This is a genomic window from Halorussus pelagicus (genome assembly GCF_004087835.1).
Classification (GTDB): Archaea; Halobacteriota; Halobacteria; order Halobacteriales; family Haladaptataceae; genus Halorussus; species Halorussus pelagicus.
Genome location: NZ_CP035119.1, coordinates 2500164 through 2520551 on the forward strand (window position 1 = coordinate 2500164; position 20388 = coordinate 2520551).

The following is a 20388-nucleotide window of genomic DNA, read 5'->3' on the forward strand; positions in this document are numbered from 1 at the left end:
CGAAACGTACCCTTCGCTACGCGGAGTCGGAGCGACCGCGAGAAAAATGACCGTACGACGGCGTCGATTCCTCAGAACCGTCCGCCCGGACCGCCCGGCCCTCTGCCGGGACCGCCGCGGCCGCCGCCGAGTTGGAGTTCCTGTGGCGCGCGCTCGCCCTCACGCTTGAGTTTCGCGCCGTAGGCCAACCCGATGCCGACGCCCGCGAGGTGGGCCAACTGGGCGACGCCGCCAGCGCCGATACCGCCGGTCGCGGAGACGAACACCGAGTAGCCGACGAAGAGTCCCGTCGCAACCCAGAGGGGCATGGGGAGGATAAAGTAGAGGTAGATGGTCAGGTTCGGGTTCAGGACTGTCAGCACGCCCAAGATTGCGGCGATGGCACCGCTCGCGCCGACGACGCCGCTCACGAGTCCGGGCGACATCACCGCCGAGACGGCGACCTGTGCGAGACCCGCGGCCATCCCCGCGACGAGGAAGAGGGCGACGAACTTCTTGGTCCCGATGCGACGCTCGACTACCGGGCCGAAGAAGTACAGCACGATGGAGTTCAGCGCGATGTGACCGAAGCCGCCGTGGGCGAAGATGGACGTGACCCACGTCCAAACTCGGAAGATGTGGTCCGACCGCAGGACGAACAGCAACTCCGCGAGTCCCGGCAGTCCGAGGACGGCCGAGACCAGCAGCTGAAGGGCGAAAGTTATCCACATCACCCCGAGGAACACGAAACTCATGTTGTTCCGGAAGTAGCCCAGTGGACCGCCCGGTCCCGTGTTCAGGCCGATGCGGTCGGTGATGCCGTTCGACCCGCGGCCGTCGTCCACGCTGTCGTCGAACCCGCTGTCGAACACGCCGTCGGGGTCGTTCCATTGGTTCAGCCCCGGACAGTCGTGACTCTCGGGGAGCCGATGGGCCGAGCAGTAGGTGCCGCCGCACCGTCGGCACTCGTAGGGCATGTTCTCGTGTTCGCCACACGCGTCGCACTGCGCCATTGGCAGACTCTTGGGGACCGGACCTGAAAGGGATTTGGGTCGTCTTCGGTCGGTCCGGGACGATGGACGCGAGAATTCGACCTGTCGAGCTACCGACTGGTAGGATACGCCGGTTAAAAAGTCATCTCGTTTATATTTAGGCGCACAACCCCCGAGCTGTCGCCCGAGCGACCGGTTTCCCGCGGGGCGATTCCGACGTTCGCCACGCCGACGGCGTCCTGCCACTGGCGTTACGTTCATGACGCGTCGGGACGTAGAGCCAGATACGGAATGAGGCGCGACTACTTCACGCTAGAGGTTCGGAACGTCGATTGGATCGAGGACGACGCCGAAGCCAAGCGACCGACAGTAATCATCGACTTTGAGGGGCCGTCCTCGACGCTCCACGAGCGCCTCACGGGGACAGACGACGAACTGCTCGACGCCGGAGAGACCGACGTGGCTTTCCGGTTGCAAGGTCCCGTTGACGACGCCGACACCACAGGGGTCGTCAGCGTGACCAACCGCATCACGGGTGACTTCGTGCTCGAACTCAACGAGGACGCCGACGACGTGCTGAAGTTCATCACCGCGGCCCGCGAGTACGGGAAATCGACCGGGGATATGGACGGGCGCTACCACGTCGAAATCAGCATCAACGGCGACGACCTCGTGGAGTACGACAAGAGTACCTTCCTCGTCTACGACGACGAGGGGAACCTCCTCCGCCAGCACAGTCTCATCCCGAGCGGCGTCGAACTCTGAGTCCCCGCCGCCGCTCGTCGGCGACTCTACCTCCACCTGACCACTTCCGGCGAATCGCTATGCGACTCGCTAGTCGTCGGTTCGTCTCTCGATAGAAACTTCTCCGTCCGGCGATTCACAGCGTACCGAACAGCAACAGGACCGCGAGGACGACGGCGGATAGCAGGACGATACTCCACAGAACGATGTCGAACAACCCTTGCGGGTCGGTGATGTCCGGAAATTCCATGTCTGAAGCTATGTCCGTTAGGAGTATTTCTTTCCTTGGAATTTGACCGAACTGTCCCGTTGTCGTGCGGAACCGCCGGGCGTCTCACCTCGGACTCGCCGTGCCGAATCGCGGCAAGCTAAGTATCCCGCTCCCCGAAGTCGGGGTATGACTCTCTTCGGGACCGCGGGAATCCGCGGCAGCGTAGTCGAGACGGTGACGCCGGAACTCGCGCTGGCGGTCGGGCGGGCCGCCGGACGCGACGGGACCGAGTTCGTCGTCGCGCGCGACGGTCGCCAGACCGGGACCGCGCTCGCGGCCGCGATGGAGGCCGGACTCGAAAGCGCCGGGACCGACGTGCGCCGGGCGGGCCAACTTCCGACCCCGGCGTTGGCGTTCGCCTCGCGGGGCCGCCGCGGCGTGATGGTGACCGCCAGTCACAACCCGCCGACCGACAACGGCATCAAACTGTTCGTGGACGGCGAGGAGTTCGACCGCGACGCCGAGCAGGCAATCGACTCGCGCGTCGAGACCGACGACCCGCCGGTCGCGTGGGACGAGTGGGGCGACAGCGAGCGCGTGAGCGTCCTTGAGGACTACCGAGACGCCGTTGTGGGGTACGCACAGGAACAGGGCGCGCCACTCGACGGCCTGCGCGTCGTGGTCGATTGTGGCAACGGGATGGCCGCCGTGGCGACCCCGCAGGTCCTCCGTGCGCTCGGCGCGGAGGTCGTCACCCTGAACGCCAACGTGGACGGCCACTTCCCCGGCCGGGAGAGCAAGCCGACGCCCGAAACGCTCGAAGACCTCCGGAACTTCGTGGAGAGCGACCCCGACGCGGACCTCGGCATCGGCCACGACGGCGACGCCGACCGAATCGTCGTCCTCGACGGCGCGGGCGAAGTCGTTCACGAGGACACCGTAGTCGCGGTTCTCGCGGAACACTACACAGACGGGAGCGACGCCGACGACCCCGTGGTCGTGACGACGCCCAACGCCTCGGGCCGAATCGACGAGCGAGTCGAGACCGCGGGGGGTCGCGTCGAGCGCGTCCGCCTCGGGGCGCTCCACGAGGGCATCGCCGCGGCGCGCGACGCCGGGAGCGAGGATACCGAAGTCGTCTTCGCGGCCGAGCCGTGGAAGCACGTCCACACCCAGTTCGGTGGGTGGATAGACGGCGTGACGAGCGCGGCGGTCATCTCCCGACTCGTCGCGGACGCGGGCGGTCTCGCGCCGCTCCGGGAGCCGGTCACCGAGCGACCCTACCGGAAAGTCAGCGTCTCCTGTCCCGACGACGCCAAGTCGGGGGTGATGGGCCGACTGGAGACCACGGTTCCCGAGCGGTTCCCCGACGCCGAGGTGGCGACCGAGTACGGCGTCCGGGCGACCCTGCCGGACGGGTCGTGGGTGCTGGTCCGACCGAGCGGCACCGAACCCTACGTCCGCATCTACGCCGAGAGCGACGACGTGGACGCGCTCGTGGCAACCGCCAGTGAGGTCGTGAAGAACGCGGTCGGCGAGGTGCAGTAAGCCTCGATAGATTCCGCGGCAGAACCGCTCGAAACAGTATTTTCCACGGTTTCAACTTTGAAGCGACGGTTTTATAGCGCGGTGTCGAAGTATGTCGGATACGATGGCGAAAATTGACACGGGTAGACGGCGGATGCTCAAGGTCGGCGGTGCTGGACTTCTCGGAACTGGACTCGCGGGCTGTCTTGGAGGAGGCAGTGGCGGCAACGAGACCACCACCGACTCCGACGACGGAACGACCGAGGACTCCGACTCGGAGACGACCACCGAGTCCGATCCGCTGAACGTCGGCATGGTGTACGCGACCGGCGGTCTCGGCGACAACTCGTTCAACGACATGGCCCACCGGGGTATCCAGCAGGCCGAGTCCGAGTTCGGTACGACGTACAAAAACTCCGAACCGAGCAGTCCGAGCGACGTGGCGTCGCTCCAGCGCAAGTTCGCCCAGTCGGGCAACTACGACCTCATCAGTTGCATCGGCTACGTGCAGGCGAGCGCGCTCAAGGAAAACGCCGACCGGTTCAGCGACCAGAAGTTCATGGTCGTTGACACGGTCGTCGAGAACGACAACGTGGCGAGCTACACGTTCAAGGAACACCAAGGCTCGTTCCAGGTCGGCCACCTCGCTGGCCTGCTGACCGACATGGACTTCAGCGCGGGCGCGGGCGAGACCACCGACGACCTGAAGGTTGGGTTCGTCGGCGGCAAGGAGGTCCCGCTCATCAAGAAGTTCGAGACCGGGTTCAAGGCTGGCGTCGCACACGCTAACTCCGACGTGGAACTGACGACCACCTACGCGGGGACGTATCAGGACCCCGGACAGGGCCAGTCTATCGCCAACTCGATGTACGACAACGGCGCAGACATCATCTACCACGCGGCGGGCGGCACCGGCAACGGTATCTTCAAGGCGGCCCAGAACAAGGGCCGCTTCGCCATCGGCGTTGACTCCGACCAGTCCAAGAGCCTCTCGGACTACAGCGACGTGATTCTGGCCAGCATGGTCAAGTACGTTGACGAAGCCGTCTACCGCTCGGTCGAGCGCACCATGAGCGGGAACTTCGGCGGCGGCTCGGTCCAGACGCTCGGTCTCGAACAGAACGGCGTCGCCGCGGTGTACGGCGACGAACTCGGCTCCGAGATTCCCGACTCGGTCAAGTCGAAACTCGAAGAGTCCCAGACGAAAATCGCCGACGGCGACATCGAAGTTCCGTCCAGCCCCGACAACGCCTGAGTCGCGGAGTCTCGGCTCTTTGCTCTCGGTTTCGGTGGGGACGGCGGGCAACAAAGCGTCGATTTCATCACGTTCGATAATGACGTAGTGGGTATGCGGGGGAAAGACAAACGGCGGCGTCGGTTTCTGCAAGCGTTGGGCGGGGCGGCCGCGTTCGGAACGGTCGGGCGCTTACAGGAGACGACAACCGTCGGGATGGTGTATGCGACCGGTGGACTGGGGGACAACTCGTTCAACGACATGGCTTTCGCCGGAGTCCAGCGGGCGGCCGAGGAGTTCGCGGTGGCGTTCCAGAACGCCGAGCCATCAACGCCGAGCGATGTGGCGACGCTCCAGCGGCGATTCGCCCGCTCTCGGAATCCTGACTACGACCTCATCTGTTGCATCGGATTCGTGCAGGCCGACGCGCTCCAACAGAACGCACAGCAGTTCTCCGACCAGAAATTCATGGTCGTGGACACGGTCGTCGAGATGCCGAACGTCGCCAGTTACGTCTTCGAGGAGCAACAGGGGTCGTTCCAAGTCGGCCACCTCGCTGGCCTGCTGACGACGATGGAGTTCGGCGCGGGCGGGGGCGCGACCAACGACCGACCCACGGTCGGGTTCGTCGGCGGGCAGGAGGTGCCGCTCATCAAGAAGTTCGAGGCGGGGTATCTGGCGGGCGTCCGGTACGCGAACCCCGACGCGAACGTCTTGTCGGCGTACGCCGGGTCGTTCAGCGACCCCGCGCAGGGCCAGTCCATCGCCAACTCGATGTACGAGAACGGTGCCGACATCATCTATCACGCGGCGGGCGGCACCGGCAACGGCGTGTTCAGGGCGGCCCGGAACAACGAGCGGTACGCCATCGGCGTCGATGCCGACCAGAGCCGGAGTCTCCCGGAGTTCGCCGACGTGATTCTGGCCAGCATGGTCAAGCACGTCGATGAGGCCGTCTTCCGGTCCATCCGTCGCGTCACGAACGGCAACTTCGAGGGCGGCGCGGTCAACCGCCTCGGACTAGGGGCCAACGGCGTCGAGGCGGTGTACAGTTCGGAACTGGAGGGCGAGATTCCCCAAGCGGTCACGTCGGCGCTCGAACGGTCCGAGCAACGAATCGTGAGCGGCGAGATAACGGTTCCGACCACGCCAGCGGCAGTCGGTCAGGAAACGACCACGGGGCAGTAGCGACCCGGTCGGGAAGACCACCGACCAGTAGCGACGAATCGCTAGCGGGCGAGCCTGCGGGCGGACCGAAAGAACGACCGACTGGGACTCTGAAAATAGGTATTCTCCTTGAACTCTCCTTCGCAAATCCGGGTTGCTTAAGCGGGCAGACCAAGAACACCGACCAAAGATGAGCGTAGCCGTCCACTTACAGGGAATCACGAAACGATTCCCCGGCGTCATCGCCAACGACGAGGTCACCCTCGAAGTCGAGGAGGGAAGCGTCCACGCCCTTCTCGGCGAGAACGGCGCTGGCAAGACGACGCTGATGAACGTACTGTACGGTCTCTACCAACCCGAGGGGGGGACCGTCAACCTGCACGGCGAACCACGCGAATTCGAGACGCCGCGGGACGCCATCGACGCCGGTGTCGGGATGATTCATCAGCACTTCATGCTGGTCGATACCCTGACCACCGCGGAAAACATCGTCCTCGGTCACGAACCCCGCAAGTGGGGCGGACTCGCCATGGACCGCCAGCAGGCCCGCGAGGACGTTCGGGAGTTGAGCGAACGCTACGGCTTCGACGTGGACCCGACCGCTCGTGTCGAGGACGTGAGCGTCGGCGTGCAACAACGCGTCGAAATCCTGAAGGCGCTGTACGGCGGCGCGGACGTGCTAATTTTGGACGAACCGACCGCGGTGCTGACGCCCCAAGAGGTTGAGGACCTCTTCGGCGTCTTCGACGAACTCGCGGGCGAGGACAAGACGATTATCTTCATCACGCACAAGTTGGGCGAGGCGATGGAGGCCGCCGACGACATCACGGTCCTCCGAGACGGCAGGAACGTCGGTTCCGTGGACGCCGACGCGACCAACCGTGAGGAACTCGCCGAGTTGATGGTCGGTCGGGAGGTCCTGCTCGAAGCAGACAAGGACCACGTAGAACCGGGCGACGTTGGCCTGTCGGTGTCGAATCTGCGGGTCACCGACGGCCGGGGCGTCGAGCAAGTCAGCGGCGTGGACATCACCGCGCGCGAGGGTGAGGTGTTCGGCATCGCCGGAGTGGACGGCAACGGACAGTCGGAACTCGTGGAAGCGATTACGGGCCTGACGACGCCCGAGAGCGGAACGGTCTCGATGGACGGACGAGACGTGACCGACCTCTCGCGGCGCGAGCGAATCGACGCCGGGATGGCCTACGTGCCCGAGGACCGCCAAGAGCGCGGTCTCGTCATGGACTTCGACCTCGTGGAGAACGGCCTTCTCGGGAGCCAGCACACCTCGGAGTTCGCCGAGGGCGGCCGCGTCGATTGGGACTACACCCGCGGTCACGCCGAGGACATCATCGAGGAGTACGACGTGCGCCCGCCGAACGCCGACGCCGAGTCGAAATCGCTGTCGGGCGGTAACCAACAGAAGTTCGTCGTCGGCCGGGAGTTCGCCCGCGACCCGGAGGTCGTGGTCGCCTCCCACCCGACTCGCGGGGTGGACGTGGGGAGCATCGAGTTCATCCACGAGCGCATCCTCGACCTGCGCCGAGCGGGCAAGTCGATTCTGCTCGTCTCCTCGAAACTCGACGAGGTCCAACAGCTTTCGGACCGACTCGGCGTGATGCATGAAGGCGAAATCGTGGACGTGGTGGACCCCGACCGTGTGACTGAGGAGGAACTCGGCCTGTTGATGGCTGGCCAGATACCCGAGGACGCGCCGAGCATCGCCGACGCCGTGGGAGGTGACCGATGAGCGACGCGCCCGACGGAGACGACTCGGGCAGTTCGTGGCGGACTCAAGCGAACCGCGCGCTCGCTCGCCTCGTGGACGCCTCGGCGGCCGAGCGCATTCTCATCAGTCTCGCGGCGCTCGTGCTGTCGGTCGTCATCGGCGCGGTGATTATCCTCGTCTCGGGGTGGGTCGCAACGTGTGACTCGCCGTTCTTCGCGCTGTCTGGTGTCGGGTCGTTCTGCTACGACCCCATCGCGGTGTATCGGGTCATGCTGGTCGGCGCGCTGTGGCCGCCGTACAACTTCGCAATCACGCTCAAAGAGACCACACTGTTGCTGTTCACCGGTCTCTCGGTCGCCGTCGCGTTCCGCGCCGGGATGTTCAACATCGGGACGCAGGGCCAACTCGTGTTGGGCGCGCTCGGTACCGCGATGGCGGTTCTGTGGGTCGCGCCGTTCGTCCCCGCGAGCGTCGTCGGCGGACTGCTTCTCATCGCTGTCGGCCTGCTCGCTGGCGCGCTGGTCGGCGGCGTCTGGGGCGCGATTCCGGGCGCGCTGAAGGCCTACGCCGACGCGAACGAGGTTATTACGACCATCATGCTCAACTTCGTCGCCACGGGCATCGCGTTCACGCTCGTCTCGGAGGTGTTCAAAGACCCCAACAGCCAGACGGTCCAGACGCGCTCGATTCCTGAGTTCGCACAGTTACAGGCCGTCGTCTTCGACTCGACGGTCTTCTCGATGTTCGCGCTCGTCGGCGCGCTGGCGCTCGTCGTCGGCGTCTACTGGATGCTCAACAGCACGTCGTTCGGCTACGACCTCCGGACCAGCGGCGTCCAACCGGAGGCCGCCGAGTACGGTGGCGTCGATTCGAAACAGATGACCGTCTCCAGCATGACCGTCTCCGGGGCGCTCGCTGGTCTCGGCGGCGCGGTGTACGTGCTGATGGTCGCCTCGCGCTGGCAGACCGGCATCCCGTCGCTTGGGTTCGACGGCATCACCGTCTCCATCCTCGCGGGTAACAACCCGCTCGGCGTGATTCCGGCGGGCCTGCTCTTTGGCGCGCTCAAGACGGGGAGCCTCGCCATCGAGTTCCAACTCTCGGTCCCCAAGCAGTTGGTCGGCGTCCTGCGCGGTCTCATCATCCTCTTTATCGCCATGCCGGAGTTTTTCCGGATGGTCGGCTCGCGCTTCCGATTCGGCGACGAATCGCCCGCGGTCGCCACCGACGGTGGGAGCGAGCGAGCGGACGAGACGACAGACGTAATTCCCGGCGCGGACGACGGAGGTGACGAGCAATGAGCTACGTCGAATCCGACCGCAAACGCCGCTGGCTCGCGGGAACCGCGGTGTTGGCGGTCGTCGCGCTGTTCGCCGTCGAACTGTTCTTCCCCGAGAGCCCCGTCTCCGAACTCGTCCGCATCGTGGACGCCAACTACGTTCGGTCAGTGCTTCGACTCGCGGTTCCCATCGCGTTCGCGGCCCTCGGGGGTATCTTCGCCGAGAAGAGCGGCGTCATCAACATCGGGCTGGAGGGTCTGCTCATCATCTCGGCGTTCACCTCCATCGCGGTCGCCGGAACCATCGGCGGCGCGGACCCCACGCAACTGCACCTCTGGGTCGGCTTCGTCGCCGCCGTGCTGGCAAGCGTCCTCTTCGCGCTGCTGTTCGCGGTCGTCTGCATCGAGTTCAAGGCCGACCAGATTATCGCCGGACTCGCGGTGTGGCTCATCGCGCTCGGTCTCGCACCGTTCGCCAGCAAGGTCATCTGGGGGCAGGTCAACAGTCCCCCCGTCGCCACGCTGGGAAGTTTCGACTTCGGCTTCATCGAGGTGAGTCCGCCGGTCGTGATGATGCTCGTCTCGGTTCCGGCCGCGTGGTACGTGCTGAACCGGACGGCGTTCGGCCGCTGGATAGAGGCCAGCGGCGAGAACCCGAAGGCACTCGACACCGTGGGCGTGGACGTGCGGAAGGTCCGCTACTCGGGCGTCCTGCTGTCGGGATTCTTCTCGGGACTCGGCGGGGCCGGACTCGCGCTCGGCCGCGTCGGCCAGTTCATCGGCGGCGGGGCGACGATGGTCAACGGCCGGGGCTGGATCGGCATCACGGCCTACCTGTTTGGCAACTACAACCCGCTGGGCGCGTTCGGCGCGTCGTTCCTCTTCGCCAGCCTCGATGCGCTCCAGATTCGACTCCAACAGCTCGGTTACAGCATCCCGAGCGAACTCATCGGCATCATTCCGTACGTGACGGTCATCGTCGTGCTGGCGTTCGTCGGTCGCACCCGGATTCCGGACGCGGCGGGCGACCACTACGAGTCGGGCGAGGAGTAACGACCTGCCCGAGCGGTCCCGAGTTTTACCACGCTGGCTCTCGACGTACTGGTGTGACAGTCGAATCAGCGATGCGCCGCATCGAGGAGACCGACGACTCCCGCACCGACGCCGACGACCGCGACAGCAGTACGAGATGTACCGGAAGACGCTCCGGGCGCTCGAAGCCATCGACTCGGACGACGATGACGAGGGAATCGCGGTCGTGGCCGACTGGATAGTCGAGCGACTGGAAACCGACGGCAAGCGACCGGGGTCGAGGGAGGTCCGTCGCCGCGCGCGCAAGTTCTGCAACCGGAACGGCTACGACGTATCCGACAACGATTGGCTCGGGAGCTAACGGGCGAACGAGTCGTCGGGGGCGAGCGTGGGCGTCGAACACAAGGGTTGAACGGGAGGATCGTCAAGCGACCGCGAGCGACGACGGCGCAGACGGGAGATACTTGACCGATGGCTGCCAACCTCGCCATCATGGACGAACTCATCGAGGCCGCCCGCGACGTGCAGGAGCAGGCCCACGTCCCCTACTCGGACTATACGGTCGGCGCGGCGCTCCAGACCGCCGACGGAAGCGTCTACGTTGGCTGTAACATCGAGAACGCCAACTACAGCAACAGCCTCCACGCCGAGGAGGTCGCCATCGCCGAGGCCGTCAAGGAGGGCCACCGCGAGTTCGACGCGCTGGTGGTTAGCTCCGGCGCTCGTGACGGCGTCACCCCCTGCGGGATGTGTCGCCAGACGCTCGCGGAGTTCTGCGAGGACGACCTGCCGATTGTCTGCGACGCGGGGCAGGGGGACGACGGGAGCGACGAAGTGACCGAGTACACGCTCGGCGAACTCCTGCCGGACACGATTACCGAGGAGATGTTGGAGTAGCGCGAGGGTCGTTCAATTCTTCTCTATCGCCGGTGGTTAGGCCAACTGCCGACCCGCGAACGCGACCAGCGCGTCGCGTTTCACCAGCGAGAACCCGGCGAGAATGACCAGAAAGCCGCCCATCGTCGTCGCGGTCAGCGTCTCGCCGAGCAGGACCCACCCGGCCACCGCCGTCACCATCGGCACGAGGTAGGAGACGAGGTTTACCTGCACCGGACTGTGACGCTCCAGCAGTCCGAAGTAGGCGGCGTAGGCTCCCGCGGTGGCCACCACCGCGAGGTAGGCCAGCGGGACCGCGACCTGCGGAGCGAGCGCGTCGGCGACTCGCGGCGTCTCGCCCGAGGCGAGACTCGCCGCGTGCATCAACAGCGCGCCGACGAACATTCCCCACGCGGTCGTCGCGGTGCTGTCCATACTGGGGCTGCGCCGCCGGAGGAGAACGCTCCCGAGCGCGACGCTGGTCGCGGACCCGACGACCAGCAGTTTCCCAGTCACGCCCGCGAGCAGGTTCGCGGGATCGGGTCGCACGACCAGCGCGACGCCCGCGAGTCCGACGAGCAGGCCGAGCAGTCCGACCGGCGACAGTGTGTCGTCGGGGAGTAGACTCCGAGCGAACCCCGTCGTCAGCACGGGGTTCAGGCTGTAGAGAATCGCGGCGACGCCGCCGGTCGTGTACTGCTGGCCGACGAAGAGTAGTCCGTTCGCTGCGGTGATGAGGAACACGCCGACGACGAGGACTGCGAGGTAGTCGTCGCGGGTCCGGGGCACCCATCGGTCGCAGGCGAGTGCGGCGTAGACGACGAGAATGATCGCGCCGATGTCGTACCGGAGCGCCGCGAACAACAGCGGCGGGAGCGAATCCAATCCGATTTCGATGGCGACGAACGACCCGCCCCACGCGACTGCGAGGAAGACGAACAGTAGGGCATCTCGATAGCGCGACACGCAATTCGCTCGGCGCGCACCGGAGAAAAATCTCTCGCTTCCGGCAGTTCGACCGCGATTTTGGCGACAAAAAGAGTTCAAGAAACGGTTCACGCGCGCCGTCGGCCGTGACCGCTGACGGCCCGACGGCCGCGATTCGACCGACGCGGATTAATCCTTGTACCGGAAGGTCACGTTGGCGTCGCTGGAGAACGTCGAGGCGTCTTCGAGAGCGCCGATGACGCTGAACGTGTCTGTGTCACTGAAATCGAGCTTTCCGGCGACGTTGGCGTCGTTGCTCACCGACTCGGTAGACTCACAGTCGCTGGTCTTCTCGGCGCTGTAGCCGACGATGAACGCGTAGGACGAATTCGACCCTTCGACGACGAGGTCACCGTTCGGTGCGTCGTCGGTTCCATCTACGATGGCGTCTAGATTGCCGTCGAGATTGAGGGTCGTGACCCACCCATCGAAGTCGATTTTATCCACGTCGCCGTTGACCGACCCCTCGACAATCGTCTTGTCGTCGTCGCTTCTGATGGAGTCGCCGGATTCTAGATTCCGTCCGGTGGCGTTCGGGTCGTTGACCACCGCGATGTAGTCGCCTTGCCCCTCGATGAAGAGGGTCTGCGGGGAATCGGCGGCGACCGACTGGGTGCTTCCGAGGACGCCACCGGTGAGTCCGGTAGCGACGACACTCTTCTTGACGAACGACCGACGCGAAACGTTTCTTTCTCCAATCATCACCTCAATATTTATATCCACAAATATTGTATTTTTATGAATAAAATAAACATAAGAATAAATCAATACATGTGGAGCACAGGGGGAAACGTTGGCCGGAAGCGAGACACGCACGGGTACGCGGCGGCAAAACGACGACCCCCGGAGTGAACGCGAAGGACTTTTTATTCGGGGGAGCAACCTGAGCGGGTATGACCGGCGACAGCGAAGACCCGAACGACGACGTGCAGTACCACATCGAGGTCGGCGAGGGCGACGTGGCCGACGCCGTTCTCTTGCCCGGCAACCCCGAGCGCATCGAGAAGATAACCCAGTTCTGGGACTCGGCCGACGAGATGGCCAGCCACCGCGAGTACCGGACCGTCACCGGCGACTACGAGGGTGCGCCCATCAGCGTCACCTCGACGGGCATTGGAAGTCCCTCCGCCGCAATCGCCGTCGAGGAGTTGGCCCGAATCGGCGCTGACACCTTTATCCGAGTCGGCTCCTGCGGTGCCATCCAGCCCGAGATGGACGTCGGCGATTTGGTCATCTCGACTGGCGGCGTCCGCCAAGAGGGGACCAGCGACGCCTATGTCCGCGAGGACTACCCCGCCGTCGCCGACTACGAGGTCGTCTCCGCGCTCGTCGCGGCCGCCGAGCGACTCGGCTACGACTACCACACCGGCGTCACGATGAGCGCCGACAGCTTCTACGCCGGGCAGGGCCGCCCCGGTTTCGAGGGTTTCGAGGCCGCCGGGAGCGACGAACTCGTCGAGAATCTGAAGGAGGCGAACGTCAAGAACATCGAGATGGAGGCCAGCGCCATCATGACGCTCGCCAACATCTACGGACTCCGAGCGGGCGCGGTCTGCTCGGTGTTCGCCAACCGCGAGACTGGCGAGTTCCTGACTGAGGGCGAGAACCGCGCCGCGGAGACCGCAAGCCTCGCGGTGAAGCTTCTGGCGCAGATGGACGAAGTGAAGGCAGAGGCGGGCGTCGAGCGGTGGCATCCCGGTCTGAGTCTCGACTGAACGTTCGACAATTCGTTTCAGCGAACGAGCGAAGCGAGTGAGCGCACCACCAAACTGCGAGACGCGAGCGACCGGTGGGAGCGAGCGTCCCGTTTTTCATCCACGTTTTTACGAGGCGTGGTGCCCGCAACGCCCGAGCGAAGCGAGGGCGTGAGGACACCCAACGAAGTAAAAAGGTGGGATCGGACGAAGTGAAGGCAGAGGCGGGCGTCGAGCGGTGGCATCCCGGTCTGTGTCTGGAGTAGCTACTCTCAGTCGTCGCCGATGTCCGGCGACTCACCCGACGACCCACCGGCCGACGCGGTGCCGACGTTCTCGCGGAGGTCGGCCTCGATTTCTTCCAGCGAGCGGCCCTTGGTCTCGGGAACAACGTAGTAGGTGAACACCAGCGCGATTGCGCTGAGTCCGCCGAACAGCCAGAACGTCGAGGAGGTGCCGACGTTTGCGGTCAGCATCGGGAACGTCAGCGAGACCAGCAGGTTCGCGCCCCAGTTGGCCACGGTGACGGCTCCCATCGCGGTCCCGCGGACCGACAGCGGGTAAATCTCGGAGATAATGAGCCAGAACACCGGTCCGAGACCGATGGCGAAGAAGGCGACGTACAGCATCAGGCTCCCGGTGGCGAACCACCCGAGCACGCCCGAGAACCCCGGCATGTAGAACACCGCGCCGAGGATGCCCAGCGTCAGCACCATCCCGCCGACGCCGACGAGCAACAGCGCGCGCCGCCCGACGCGGTCGATGAGCGCGATTGCGACGACGGTCATCACGACGTTGATGACGCCGATGCCGACCGTCGCCAGAATCGAGGTCGTACTCCCGAAGCCGGTCGATTCGAGGACGGTCGGTGCGTAGTACATCACCGCGTTGATACCCGTGACCTGCTGGAACACCGCGAGTCCCAGACCGACGACCAGCGCCGGGCGGAGCCACGGCTGAATCAGGTCGCCGAGTCCGGTGCCCGACTGCTCCTCGACGGTCTCCTCGATTTCCGCCAGCTCCGCTTCGACGCCGCCCTCGCGGGTGCGTTCGAGGACTTCGCGGGCCTCCTCTCGGCGGCCGTGTTCGAAGAGCCAGCGCGGACTCTCGGGCATCTTCAGCATGCCGACCGCGAGGATGACCGCCGGAACCATCCCGGCCCCGAGCATCCAGCGCCACGCGCCCGCGTCGGCGAAGGCGTAGTTGACGAAGTACGACGAGAGGATGCCGACCGTGACCATGAGTTGGTTGAGCGAGGTGAGCGCGCCCCGAATCTTCGGCGGCGCTATCTCCGAGATGTACAGCGGCCCGACGATGGACGCGAAGCCGATGGCGACCCCGTCGATGAGTCGGCCCAGCACCAGTATCGGAACGTTCGGCGCGAGCGCCATCGTCCCCGACCCGATGAAGAAGACGACCGCGCCGAGCAGGATGAGCCGTCGGCGACCGATGCGGTCGGCGAGTTTCCCGCCCAGCGCGGCCCCCACCGCAGCGCCCGCCATCGCACCGCTGACCACGATGCCCCGGACGAGCGGCGACATCGTGAACGTCTGTTTGATGTACAGGAAGGCACCCGAGATGATGCCCGTGTCGAACCCGAACAACAGTCCGTTGAGGGCGGCTAACGCGGCGGCGACGTAGATGAACCTGTTACGGCCAGCGCCGACACCCTCCGTATCTATCGTGGACATGAAGGAGTTTCAATTCGGCGTGTTCTCGGCGGCGGGTAAGGAAAGTTTTGAAAACTTACTACGAGTGTAGTTAATATTCTACAATTATGAATTTTGTCCGAGAAGTGGGGCAGACAAGTGGCCAGATTGATACGAACCGACGGCGAACTGCCGGGCGATGACCGACCCCGAGACGATTTCGACCTACCAGTCGGTCGCCGACGAGTACCGAGAGCGCCACGGCGACCGGTCGGTAGTCCGCGAACTGGTCGAGCAGTTCCTCGACGCGCTCGAACCCGCGACCGGCCGCGAGTCGGCCCGAATCGCCGACGTGGGCTGTGGTCCCGGTTGGGAGTCAGCCACCTTCGCCGAGCGCGGCCACGAAGTCGTCGGCGCGGACCTCACGCCCGCGTTTCTCCGGGCGGCCAACGCCCGAGCGCCCAGCGCGTCGTTCGCCCGTATGGACATGCGCAACCTCGGGTTCGCCGCCGACTCGCTGGACGGACTCTGGGCCTGCGCGTCGTTCCTCCACGTCCCCCGCGCGGACGCTCCCAACACTCTTCGGGAGTTCCGGCGCGCGCTTCGACCCGAGGGCGTTCTCTGTCTCTCGGTCGCTCGGGGCGACGGCGAGACGGTCGGCGACACCTACGACGAGGACCACCGACAGTTCACGCTCTACCGGGCCGACGAACTGCGCGAACTGGTCGCTGACGCCGGGTTCGCGGTCGAATCGGTGTCGGACGGCGAGTGGATTCAGTTGTTCGGGCGAGCGTAGGTCGGCGACCCCGTTCCGTTTTCGGCGCTTGCCTTACTTCTCGTCTGCGCGCGGCGCGCGAACCGACAGCACGGGTACTTCGGAGGTTCGGACGACTTTCGCTGTCGTACTGCCGAGGAAGTAGCGGTCGATTCCGGTCCTGCCGTGCGTGCCCATCGTGAGTAAGTCTACCTCGCTGTCGTCCGCGTAGTCGAGCAGTCCCCTCGCAGGAACCCCCTTCTCGACCGCGGTTACGGCGTCCAGTCCCGCCTCGCGGGCGCGCTCGGCGACTCCATCGGCGGCGTCTTGGGCCTGCGCTTCGAGTTCGTCCAGTATCTGGGTCTCGCCCATCGCGTCGGACGGGTCGCCCGACGTGCCGACCGCGATTCGGATGTCCACGACGCTGACCGCGTGGACGGTCGCGTCGTACCGTTCGGCGACGGCGAGACCGTGTTCGACCGCAACGTCGGCGCAGTCGCTGCCATCGGTCGGAATCAACACGTCGTCGTAGCCGTCCGCGACGCTCCGGTCGGTCGCCTGAACCGTGAACACGGGCACGTCCGCGAGACGGAGGACGCGCTCGGTCACGCTCCCGGTGACGTATCGGTTCAGTCCGGTCCGGCCGTGCGTTCCCATAAACACGAGGTCGGCGTTCGACTCCTCGGCGTAGTCGAGGATGCCCTCCGAGGGCTTGCCGTGGACGACTGCCGTGCGAACGTCGTCGTCCGAGTCGGCGAGCGCTTCGAGGTCCGAAATCGTCTCACGGGCGCGGTCTTCGAGTTGCTCGATGAACGCTTCGTCAACGCCACCCGCGCTGAAGAGACCGCCCTCGCTCTGTACGTCCACGACGTTGACGAGGTGGACCGCAGCGTCGAAGCGCCGCGCGAGGTCGAAGGCGTGTTCGGCGGCGCGCTCGGCGTGGTCGCTCCCGTCGGTGGGGACAACTACGGTGTCGTACATGATGAGTACCGGTAGCTACGACGGACTGACTCTTAAGAGGATTGGGAGGTTCTCGGCGGGCGAGAATCGTGAAAAAGGGTCAGTCTACAGCAGGTCGGCGTCCACGAGTCTGTCCACGGCCTCACCGATGCGCTCCTTACTGTTGGCGTAGGAGATGCGGGCATACCCCGGCGCGCCGAACGCGCTCCCCGGCACGGTGGCGACGTGAGCCTGTTCTAAGGCGTCCTCGCACCACGTCTGGTCGTCCTCGGCGACCTCCATCATCAGGTAGAACGCGCCGTCAGGTTCGGGAGCAGCGACGCCCTCCGCGTCGAGTCTGTCGAGCAGGAACTCGCGGCGCTCGGCGAAGGCCTCGACCATCTCGTCTATCGCCTCGTCGGTGTTTTCGAGGGCTTCGACGCCCGCGTGCTGGACGAAGTTGGTCGCACAGGACACTGAGTGGGAGTGAAGCTTTCCGGCCTGCGAAATCAGTTCCTCGGGACCCGCGAAGTAGCCGAGTCGCCACCCCGTCATCGAGTAGGCCTTCGAGAAGCCGTTGACAGTGACGGTCCGGTCGGCCATCCCCTCGAACGTGCCGAGACTGGTCGGGTCCGGTCCGTAGGTTATCTCCCCATAGATTTCGTCGCTGATGACGGTCACGTCGTGTTCGACCGCGAGGTCGCGGACGCCCGCGAGCGCGTCGTCGGAGTAGACTGCGCCCGTGGGGTTGTTCGGGGAGTTGACGACCAGCAGTTCGGTCTCGTCGGACATCGCGTCGCCGAGTTCGTCCAGCGCGGGTTCGAGTTGGAAGTCGTGGGGCGCGAGATCCACGCGGTTCAAGTCTCCGCCCGCGAGTTTGACCATCGCCTCGTAGGAGACCCACGCGGGGTCGAGCAGGACGACCTCGTCGCCGTCGTCCACGAGCGTCTGGACGGCCTCGTAGAGCGCCTGCTTCGCGCCCGGCGTCACGATGACGTTCTCAGCCTCGTGGTCGAGACCGTCGTCGCGCAACTTCTCGGCGACGACTTCGCGGAGTTCGGCGATACCGTTCGAGGAGGTGTAGCCCGTGTGGCCCGCGTCCATCGCTTCCTGCCCAGCCGAGACGATGTTCTCGGGCGTCGGAAAGTCGGGTTCGCCGACGCTCAGGTCTACCACGTCCGCGCCCTCGGCTTCTAGTTCGGACGCGAGGTTGCTGATGGCGAGCGTCGCGCTCGGTTCGACTCGTTGGATTCTGTCTGAGAAATGCATGTTAGAGTTCCTCCGCAAGTTCGATTGCTGCCGCTACCGCCTCGCTACCCTTGTCCGCGCGCTCGCGGGCCTCAGCACCGGACATCCCCGGTCCGCTCACGCCGAAGGTGACGGGCGTGTCGCGGTCGAGGCTTACGTCGGTCAGGCCTTGAGCGGTCGCGTCGGCGATGACTCGGTCGTGGTCGGTGTCGCCGGTCACTATCGTCCCGACCACGGCCACGGCGTCGATTTCGTCGCGCCGGGCCAAGCGGTCGGCCGCGAGCGGCGAATCGTACGCGCCGGGGACGCGGAGCGTTTCGACCACTTCGACACCGCGGTCGGCGGCGGCCTCGTGGGCGTGTTCTTCCATCTGGTCGGTTACCTCGCGGTTGAACCGCGAGACGACGAGACCGAGCGAAACCATATCGTGATGAAGGTTTGGGCGAGTAAAAGAACTACCGTTCTCCGGAAAACTTGTATCCCTCGGGATGGTTTCGGAAAACGATGACCGCAGACGAGAAGTCCGCCAACGCTCGGCGGTGGTCCCGCGAGTCCGCGACCGCGTTCGGCCGGGCGATTGGCGCGCGCACCGCCGTCGCCGTGCTGGCGGTGACGGCGCTGTCGCTGTCGCTCCGGTTCTTCGCGCTCGGGTCACGGGCGTTCCACTGGGACGAGGCGCGGGTCGGCTACTGGATTCTGCGCTACGCCGAGAACGGCATCTGGGAGTACCACGCCGTCATTCACGGGCCGTTCGTCTATCACGTCAACAAGTATCTGTTTCAGCTCTTCGGCGCGAGCGACTTCGTGGCGCGCGCCCCGGTCGCGGTGGTCTCGGGCCTGCTCCCGCTGACCGCGTGGCTGTTCCGCGAGCGACTCAACCGCGTCGAGATGGTCACTGTCGGTCTCTTCTTCGCGGCCAACCCCATCGTCCTCTACTACTCGCGGTTCATGCGCAACGACGTGCTTCTGGCGGCGTTCATGGTGTACGCGCTGGCGTTCTACGTCCGCCTGTTCGACACCCGCAAACCGCGATACCTCTACGCCGGGACGCTGATGCTCGCGCTGGCGTTCACGACCAAGGAGAACGTGCTGGTCTACGTCGTGACGTGGGCGGGCGCGGCGGTCCTGCTGTTGGACCACCGATTGCAACTCGTCGCGGGGACCGACGACCGCAAGCAGTTCCTGCGCGAACAGGCCCGCGAGACGTGGACCGCGCTCTGGCACGGTCGCTGGGGACTCCACCTCGTGTTCGGCCTCCTGTTTTTCTTCGCCGTCGTCGTCTTCTTCTACGCGCCGCGGTCGCGGGGCATCCCCGAACCCGGTCTCTGGAAGGCATTCTCGAACCCCGGCATGTTCCCCGCGGTAATAGAGGAAGCGACGGTCGGGTCGTGGGAGTCGTTCATGGGGAAGTGGGGAGAGGGCAACCAGAAGTCGTATCTCGACACGTTCGAGTCGCTGGGAGGGGTCCTCCGGCGGAGTTCGCTCGCGCTCCTCGTGCTGGCGGGGGTCGGCTTCCTGACCGACCGCTACGTCGGCGACAAACCGCGCGACCTCGTAGCGTTCACCTTCTACTGGGGGTTCGTCAGCATCATCGGCTACCCCGTCATCGTGGAGAACGCCTTCCCGTGGGAAGTCATCCACGCGGTCGTTCCGCTGGCGATTCCCGCTGGCGTCGGTCTCGCCATCCTCGTCCGGTGGGGAAGCGAGTCCGTGACCGATGGAGACGCCGTGAGCGCGACGCTCGCGGCCCTGCTCGTGTTGCTGGTCGCCGGACAGGTGGCGGCCACCGCGGCCAGCACGACCTATATGCATCCGGCCGACCAGTATCTCGACGAGGGCGCGTCCGAACGGAACGCGCTCGTCCAGTACGGCCAACCCGCGGAGGGAATCCAGCCGACGCTCCAACGGGTGCGCTACGCCGTGACTAACAACGACGGCACCGACGTGCTGTACTACGGGTCGGACTTCTACGTCGCTGACGAGTCCGAGAACGACCGATGGGCCGCGGGCGGCGGGTGGTACGACCGCCTGCCGATTCCGTGGTACACCGAAATGTACGGCGCGGAGGTAGACAGTACGGACGACGTGCAGGCGGTCGGGTCGAATCCGCCGCCGGTCGTCGTCGCACGCGCTGGTGACCGCGACGTGGTCGCCCAGCAACTCGACGGCTACCGGGCCTTCGAGGAGGGACTGACCCTCTGGGGGAGCGAGACGGTCTTCTTCGTGGACGAGGACGCCCTGCCGCCGGAACAGCGAGCGCAGCGAGGCGCGGTTAGTTGAACGCCACCGCCGATTATATCCACATTCTTGAACATCTGCTGTCCGAGTTGGCAAATCTTATGCAGGGGCG

At 65.3% G+C, this 20388-nt stretch carries 19 protein-coding genes; 12 read left to right on the forward strand and 7 right to left on the reverse strand.

Annotated elements, in window-relative coordinates; genetic code table 11:
- Positions 1-71: 71 nt before the first annotated feature.
- Positions 72-992 carry a rhomboid family intramembrane serine protease gene (locus tag EP007_RS12670; RefSeq protein ID WP_128478001.1) on the reverse strand — a complete coding sequence of 307 codons (921 nt, stop codon included), beginning with the start codon at positions 990-992 and terminating at the stop codon, positions 72-74.
- Between the two features lie 270 nt (positions 993-1262).
- Between EP007_RS12670 and EP007_RS12675 the strand changes: the two genes are divergently transcribed.
- From EP007_RS12675 to cdd, 9 genes are all read left to right on the forward strand, one after another.
- Positions 1263-1736, forward strand: coding sequence for a DUF5793 family protein (locus EP007_RS12675; RefSeq protein WP_128478002.1), 474 nt, complete (start codon positions 1263-1265; stop codon positions 1734-1736).
- Between the two features lie 376 nt (positions 1737-2112).
- Positions 2113-3474: a phosphopentomutase/phosphoglucosamine mutase gene (locus EP007_RS12680; RefSeq protein WP_128478003.1), complete on the forward strand. Its 1362-nt coding sequence runs from the start codon at positions 2113-2115 to the stop codon at positions 3472-3474.
- Positions 3475-3577: 103 nt separating this feature from the next.
- The gene (locus EP007_RS12685) at positions 3578-4708 is read left to right on the forward strand and encodes a BMP family lipoprotein (RefSeq protein WP_128478004.1); all 1131 of its coding nucleotides are present in this window, start codon (positions 3578-3580) and stop codon (positions 4706-4708) included.
- Positions 4709-4801: 93 nt separating this feature from the next.
- Positions 4802-5875, forward strand: a complete 1074-nt coding sequence (locus tag EP007_RS12690; protein ID WP_128478005.1) for a BMP family lipoprotein — start codon at positions 4802-4804, stop codon at positions 5873-5875.
- 169 nt (positions 5876-6044) lie between these two features.
- Positions 6045-7601 (forward strand): ABC transporter ATP-binding protein, encoded by a 1557-nt coding sequence (locus EP007_RS12695; RefSeq protein ID WP_128478006.1) that lies wholly within the window; start codon positions 6045-6047, stop codon positions 7599-7601.
- Positions 7598-8881, forward strand: a complete 1284-nt coding sequence (locus EP007_RS12700) for an ABC transporter permease (RefSeq protein WP_128478007.1) — start codon at positions 7598-7600, stop codon at positions 8879-8881. The genes EP007_RS12695 and EP007_RS12700 overlap by 4 nt, the downstream gene beginning before the upstream one ends.
- Positions 8878-9912 carry an ABC transporter permease gene (locus EP007_RS12705; protein WP_128478008.1) on the forward strand — a complete coding sequence of 345 codons (1035 nt, stop codon included), beginning with the start codon at positions 8878-8880 and terminating at the stop codon, positions 9910-9912. The genes EP007_RS12700 and EP007_RS12705 overlap by 4 nt, the downstream gene beginning before the upstream one ends.
- A 136-nt stretch (positions 9913-10048) precedes the next feature.
- Complete coding sequence (locus EP007_RS12710) at positions 10049-10252, forward strand: hypothetical protein (RefSeq protein WP_128478009.1); 204 nt, start codon at positions 10049-10051, stop codon at positions 10250-10252.
- Between the two features lie 131 nt (positions 10253-10383).
- Positions 10384-10788, forward strand: a complete 405-nt coding sequence (gene cdd, locus EP007_RS12715) for a cytidine deaminase (protein WP_128478595.1) — start codon at positions 10384-10386, stop codon at positions 10786-10788.
- A gap of 36 nt (positions 10789-10824) precedes the next feature.
- On the opposite strand, the gene EP007_RS12720 is transcribed toward cdd, so the two are convergent.
- A complete protein-coding gene (locus tag EP007_RS12720) occupies positions 10825-11733 on the reverse strand; it encodes a DMT family transporter (RefSeq protein ID WP_128478010.1) in 909 nt (302 codons plus the stop codon).
- A gap of 150 nt (positions 11734-11883) precedes the next feature.
- On the reverse strand, positions 11884-12456 hold the full coding sequence (locus tag EP007_RS12725) for a hypothetical protein (RefSeq protein ID WP_128478011.1): 573 nt from the start codon (positions 12454-12456) through the stop codon (positions 11884-11886).
- A 191-nt stretch (positions 12457-12647) separates the two neighbouring features.
- On the opposite strand from EP007_RS12725, the gene EP007_RS12730 reads away from it, so the two are divergent.
- Positions 12648-13469, forward strand: coding sequence for a nucleoside phosphorylase (locus EP007_RS12730; protein ID WP_128478012.1), 822 nt, complete (start codon positions 12648-12650; stop codon positions 13467-13469).
- A 251-nt stretch (positions 13470-13720) separates the two neighbouring features.
- On the opposite strand, the gene EP007_RS12735 is transcribed toward EP007_RS12730, so the two are convergent.
- Positions 13721-15139 carry a sugar porter family MFS transporter gene (locus EP007_RS12735; RefSeq protein WP_128478013.1) on the reverse strand — a complete coding sequence of 473 codons (1419 nt, stop codon included), beginning with the start codon at positions 15137-15139 and terminating at the stop codon, positions 13721-13723.
- A 157-nt stretch (positions 15140-15296) separates the two neighbouring features.
- On the opposite strand from EP007_RS12735, the gene EP007_RS12740 reads away from it, so the two are divergent.
- Positions 15297-15893, forward strand: coding sequence for a class I SAM-dependent methyltransferase (locus EP007_RS12740; protein ID WP_128478014.1), 597 nt, complete (start codon positions 15297-15299; stop codon positions 15891-15893).
- 33 nt (positions 15894-15926) lie between these two features.
- On the opposite strand, the gene EP007_RS12745 is transcribed toward EP007_RS12740, so the two are convergent.
- From EP007_RS12745 to ribH, 3 genes are all read right to left on the reverse strand, one after another.
- Positions 15927-16832 carry a universal stress protein gene (locus EP007_RS12745; RefSeq protein WP_128478015.1) on the reverse strand — a complete coding sequence of 302 codons (906 nt, stop codon included), beginning with the start codon at positions 16830-16832 and terminating at the stop codon, positions 15927-15929.
- Positions 16833-16916: 84 nt separating this feature from the next.
- Positions 16917-18059 (reverse strand): pyridoxal phosphate-dependent aminotransferase, encoded by a 1143-nt coding sequence (locus EP007_RS12750; RefSeq protein WP_128478016.1) that lies wholly within the window; start codon positions 18057-18059, stop codon positions 16917-16919.
- A 1-nt stretch (position 18060) separates the two neighbouring features.
- Positions 18061-18462, reverse strand: a complete 402-nt coding sequence (ribH, locus tag EP007_RS12755; RefSeq protein WP_128478017.1) for a 6,7-dimethyl-8-ribityllumazine synthase — start codon at positions 18460-18462, stop codon at positions 18061-18063.
- An 80-nt stretch (positions 18463-18542) separates the two neighbouring features.
- Between ribH and EP007_RS12760 the strand changes: the two genes are divergently transcribed.
- Entirely contained in the window at positions 18543-20318 is a 1776-nt protein-coding gene (locus EP007_RS12760; RefSeq protein ID WP_128478018.1) for a flippase activity-associated protein Agl23, read from the forward strand.
- Positions 20319-20388: the final 70 nt, after the last annotated feature.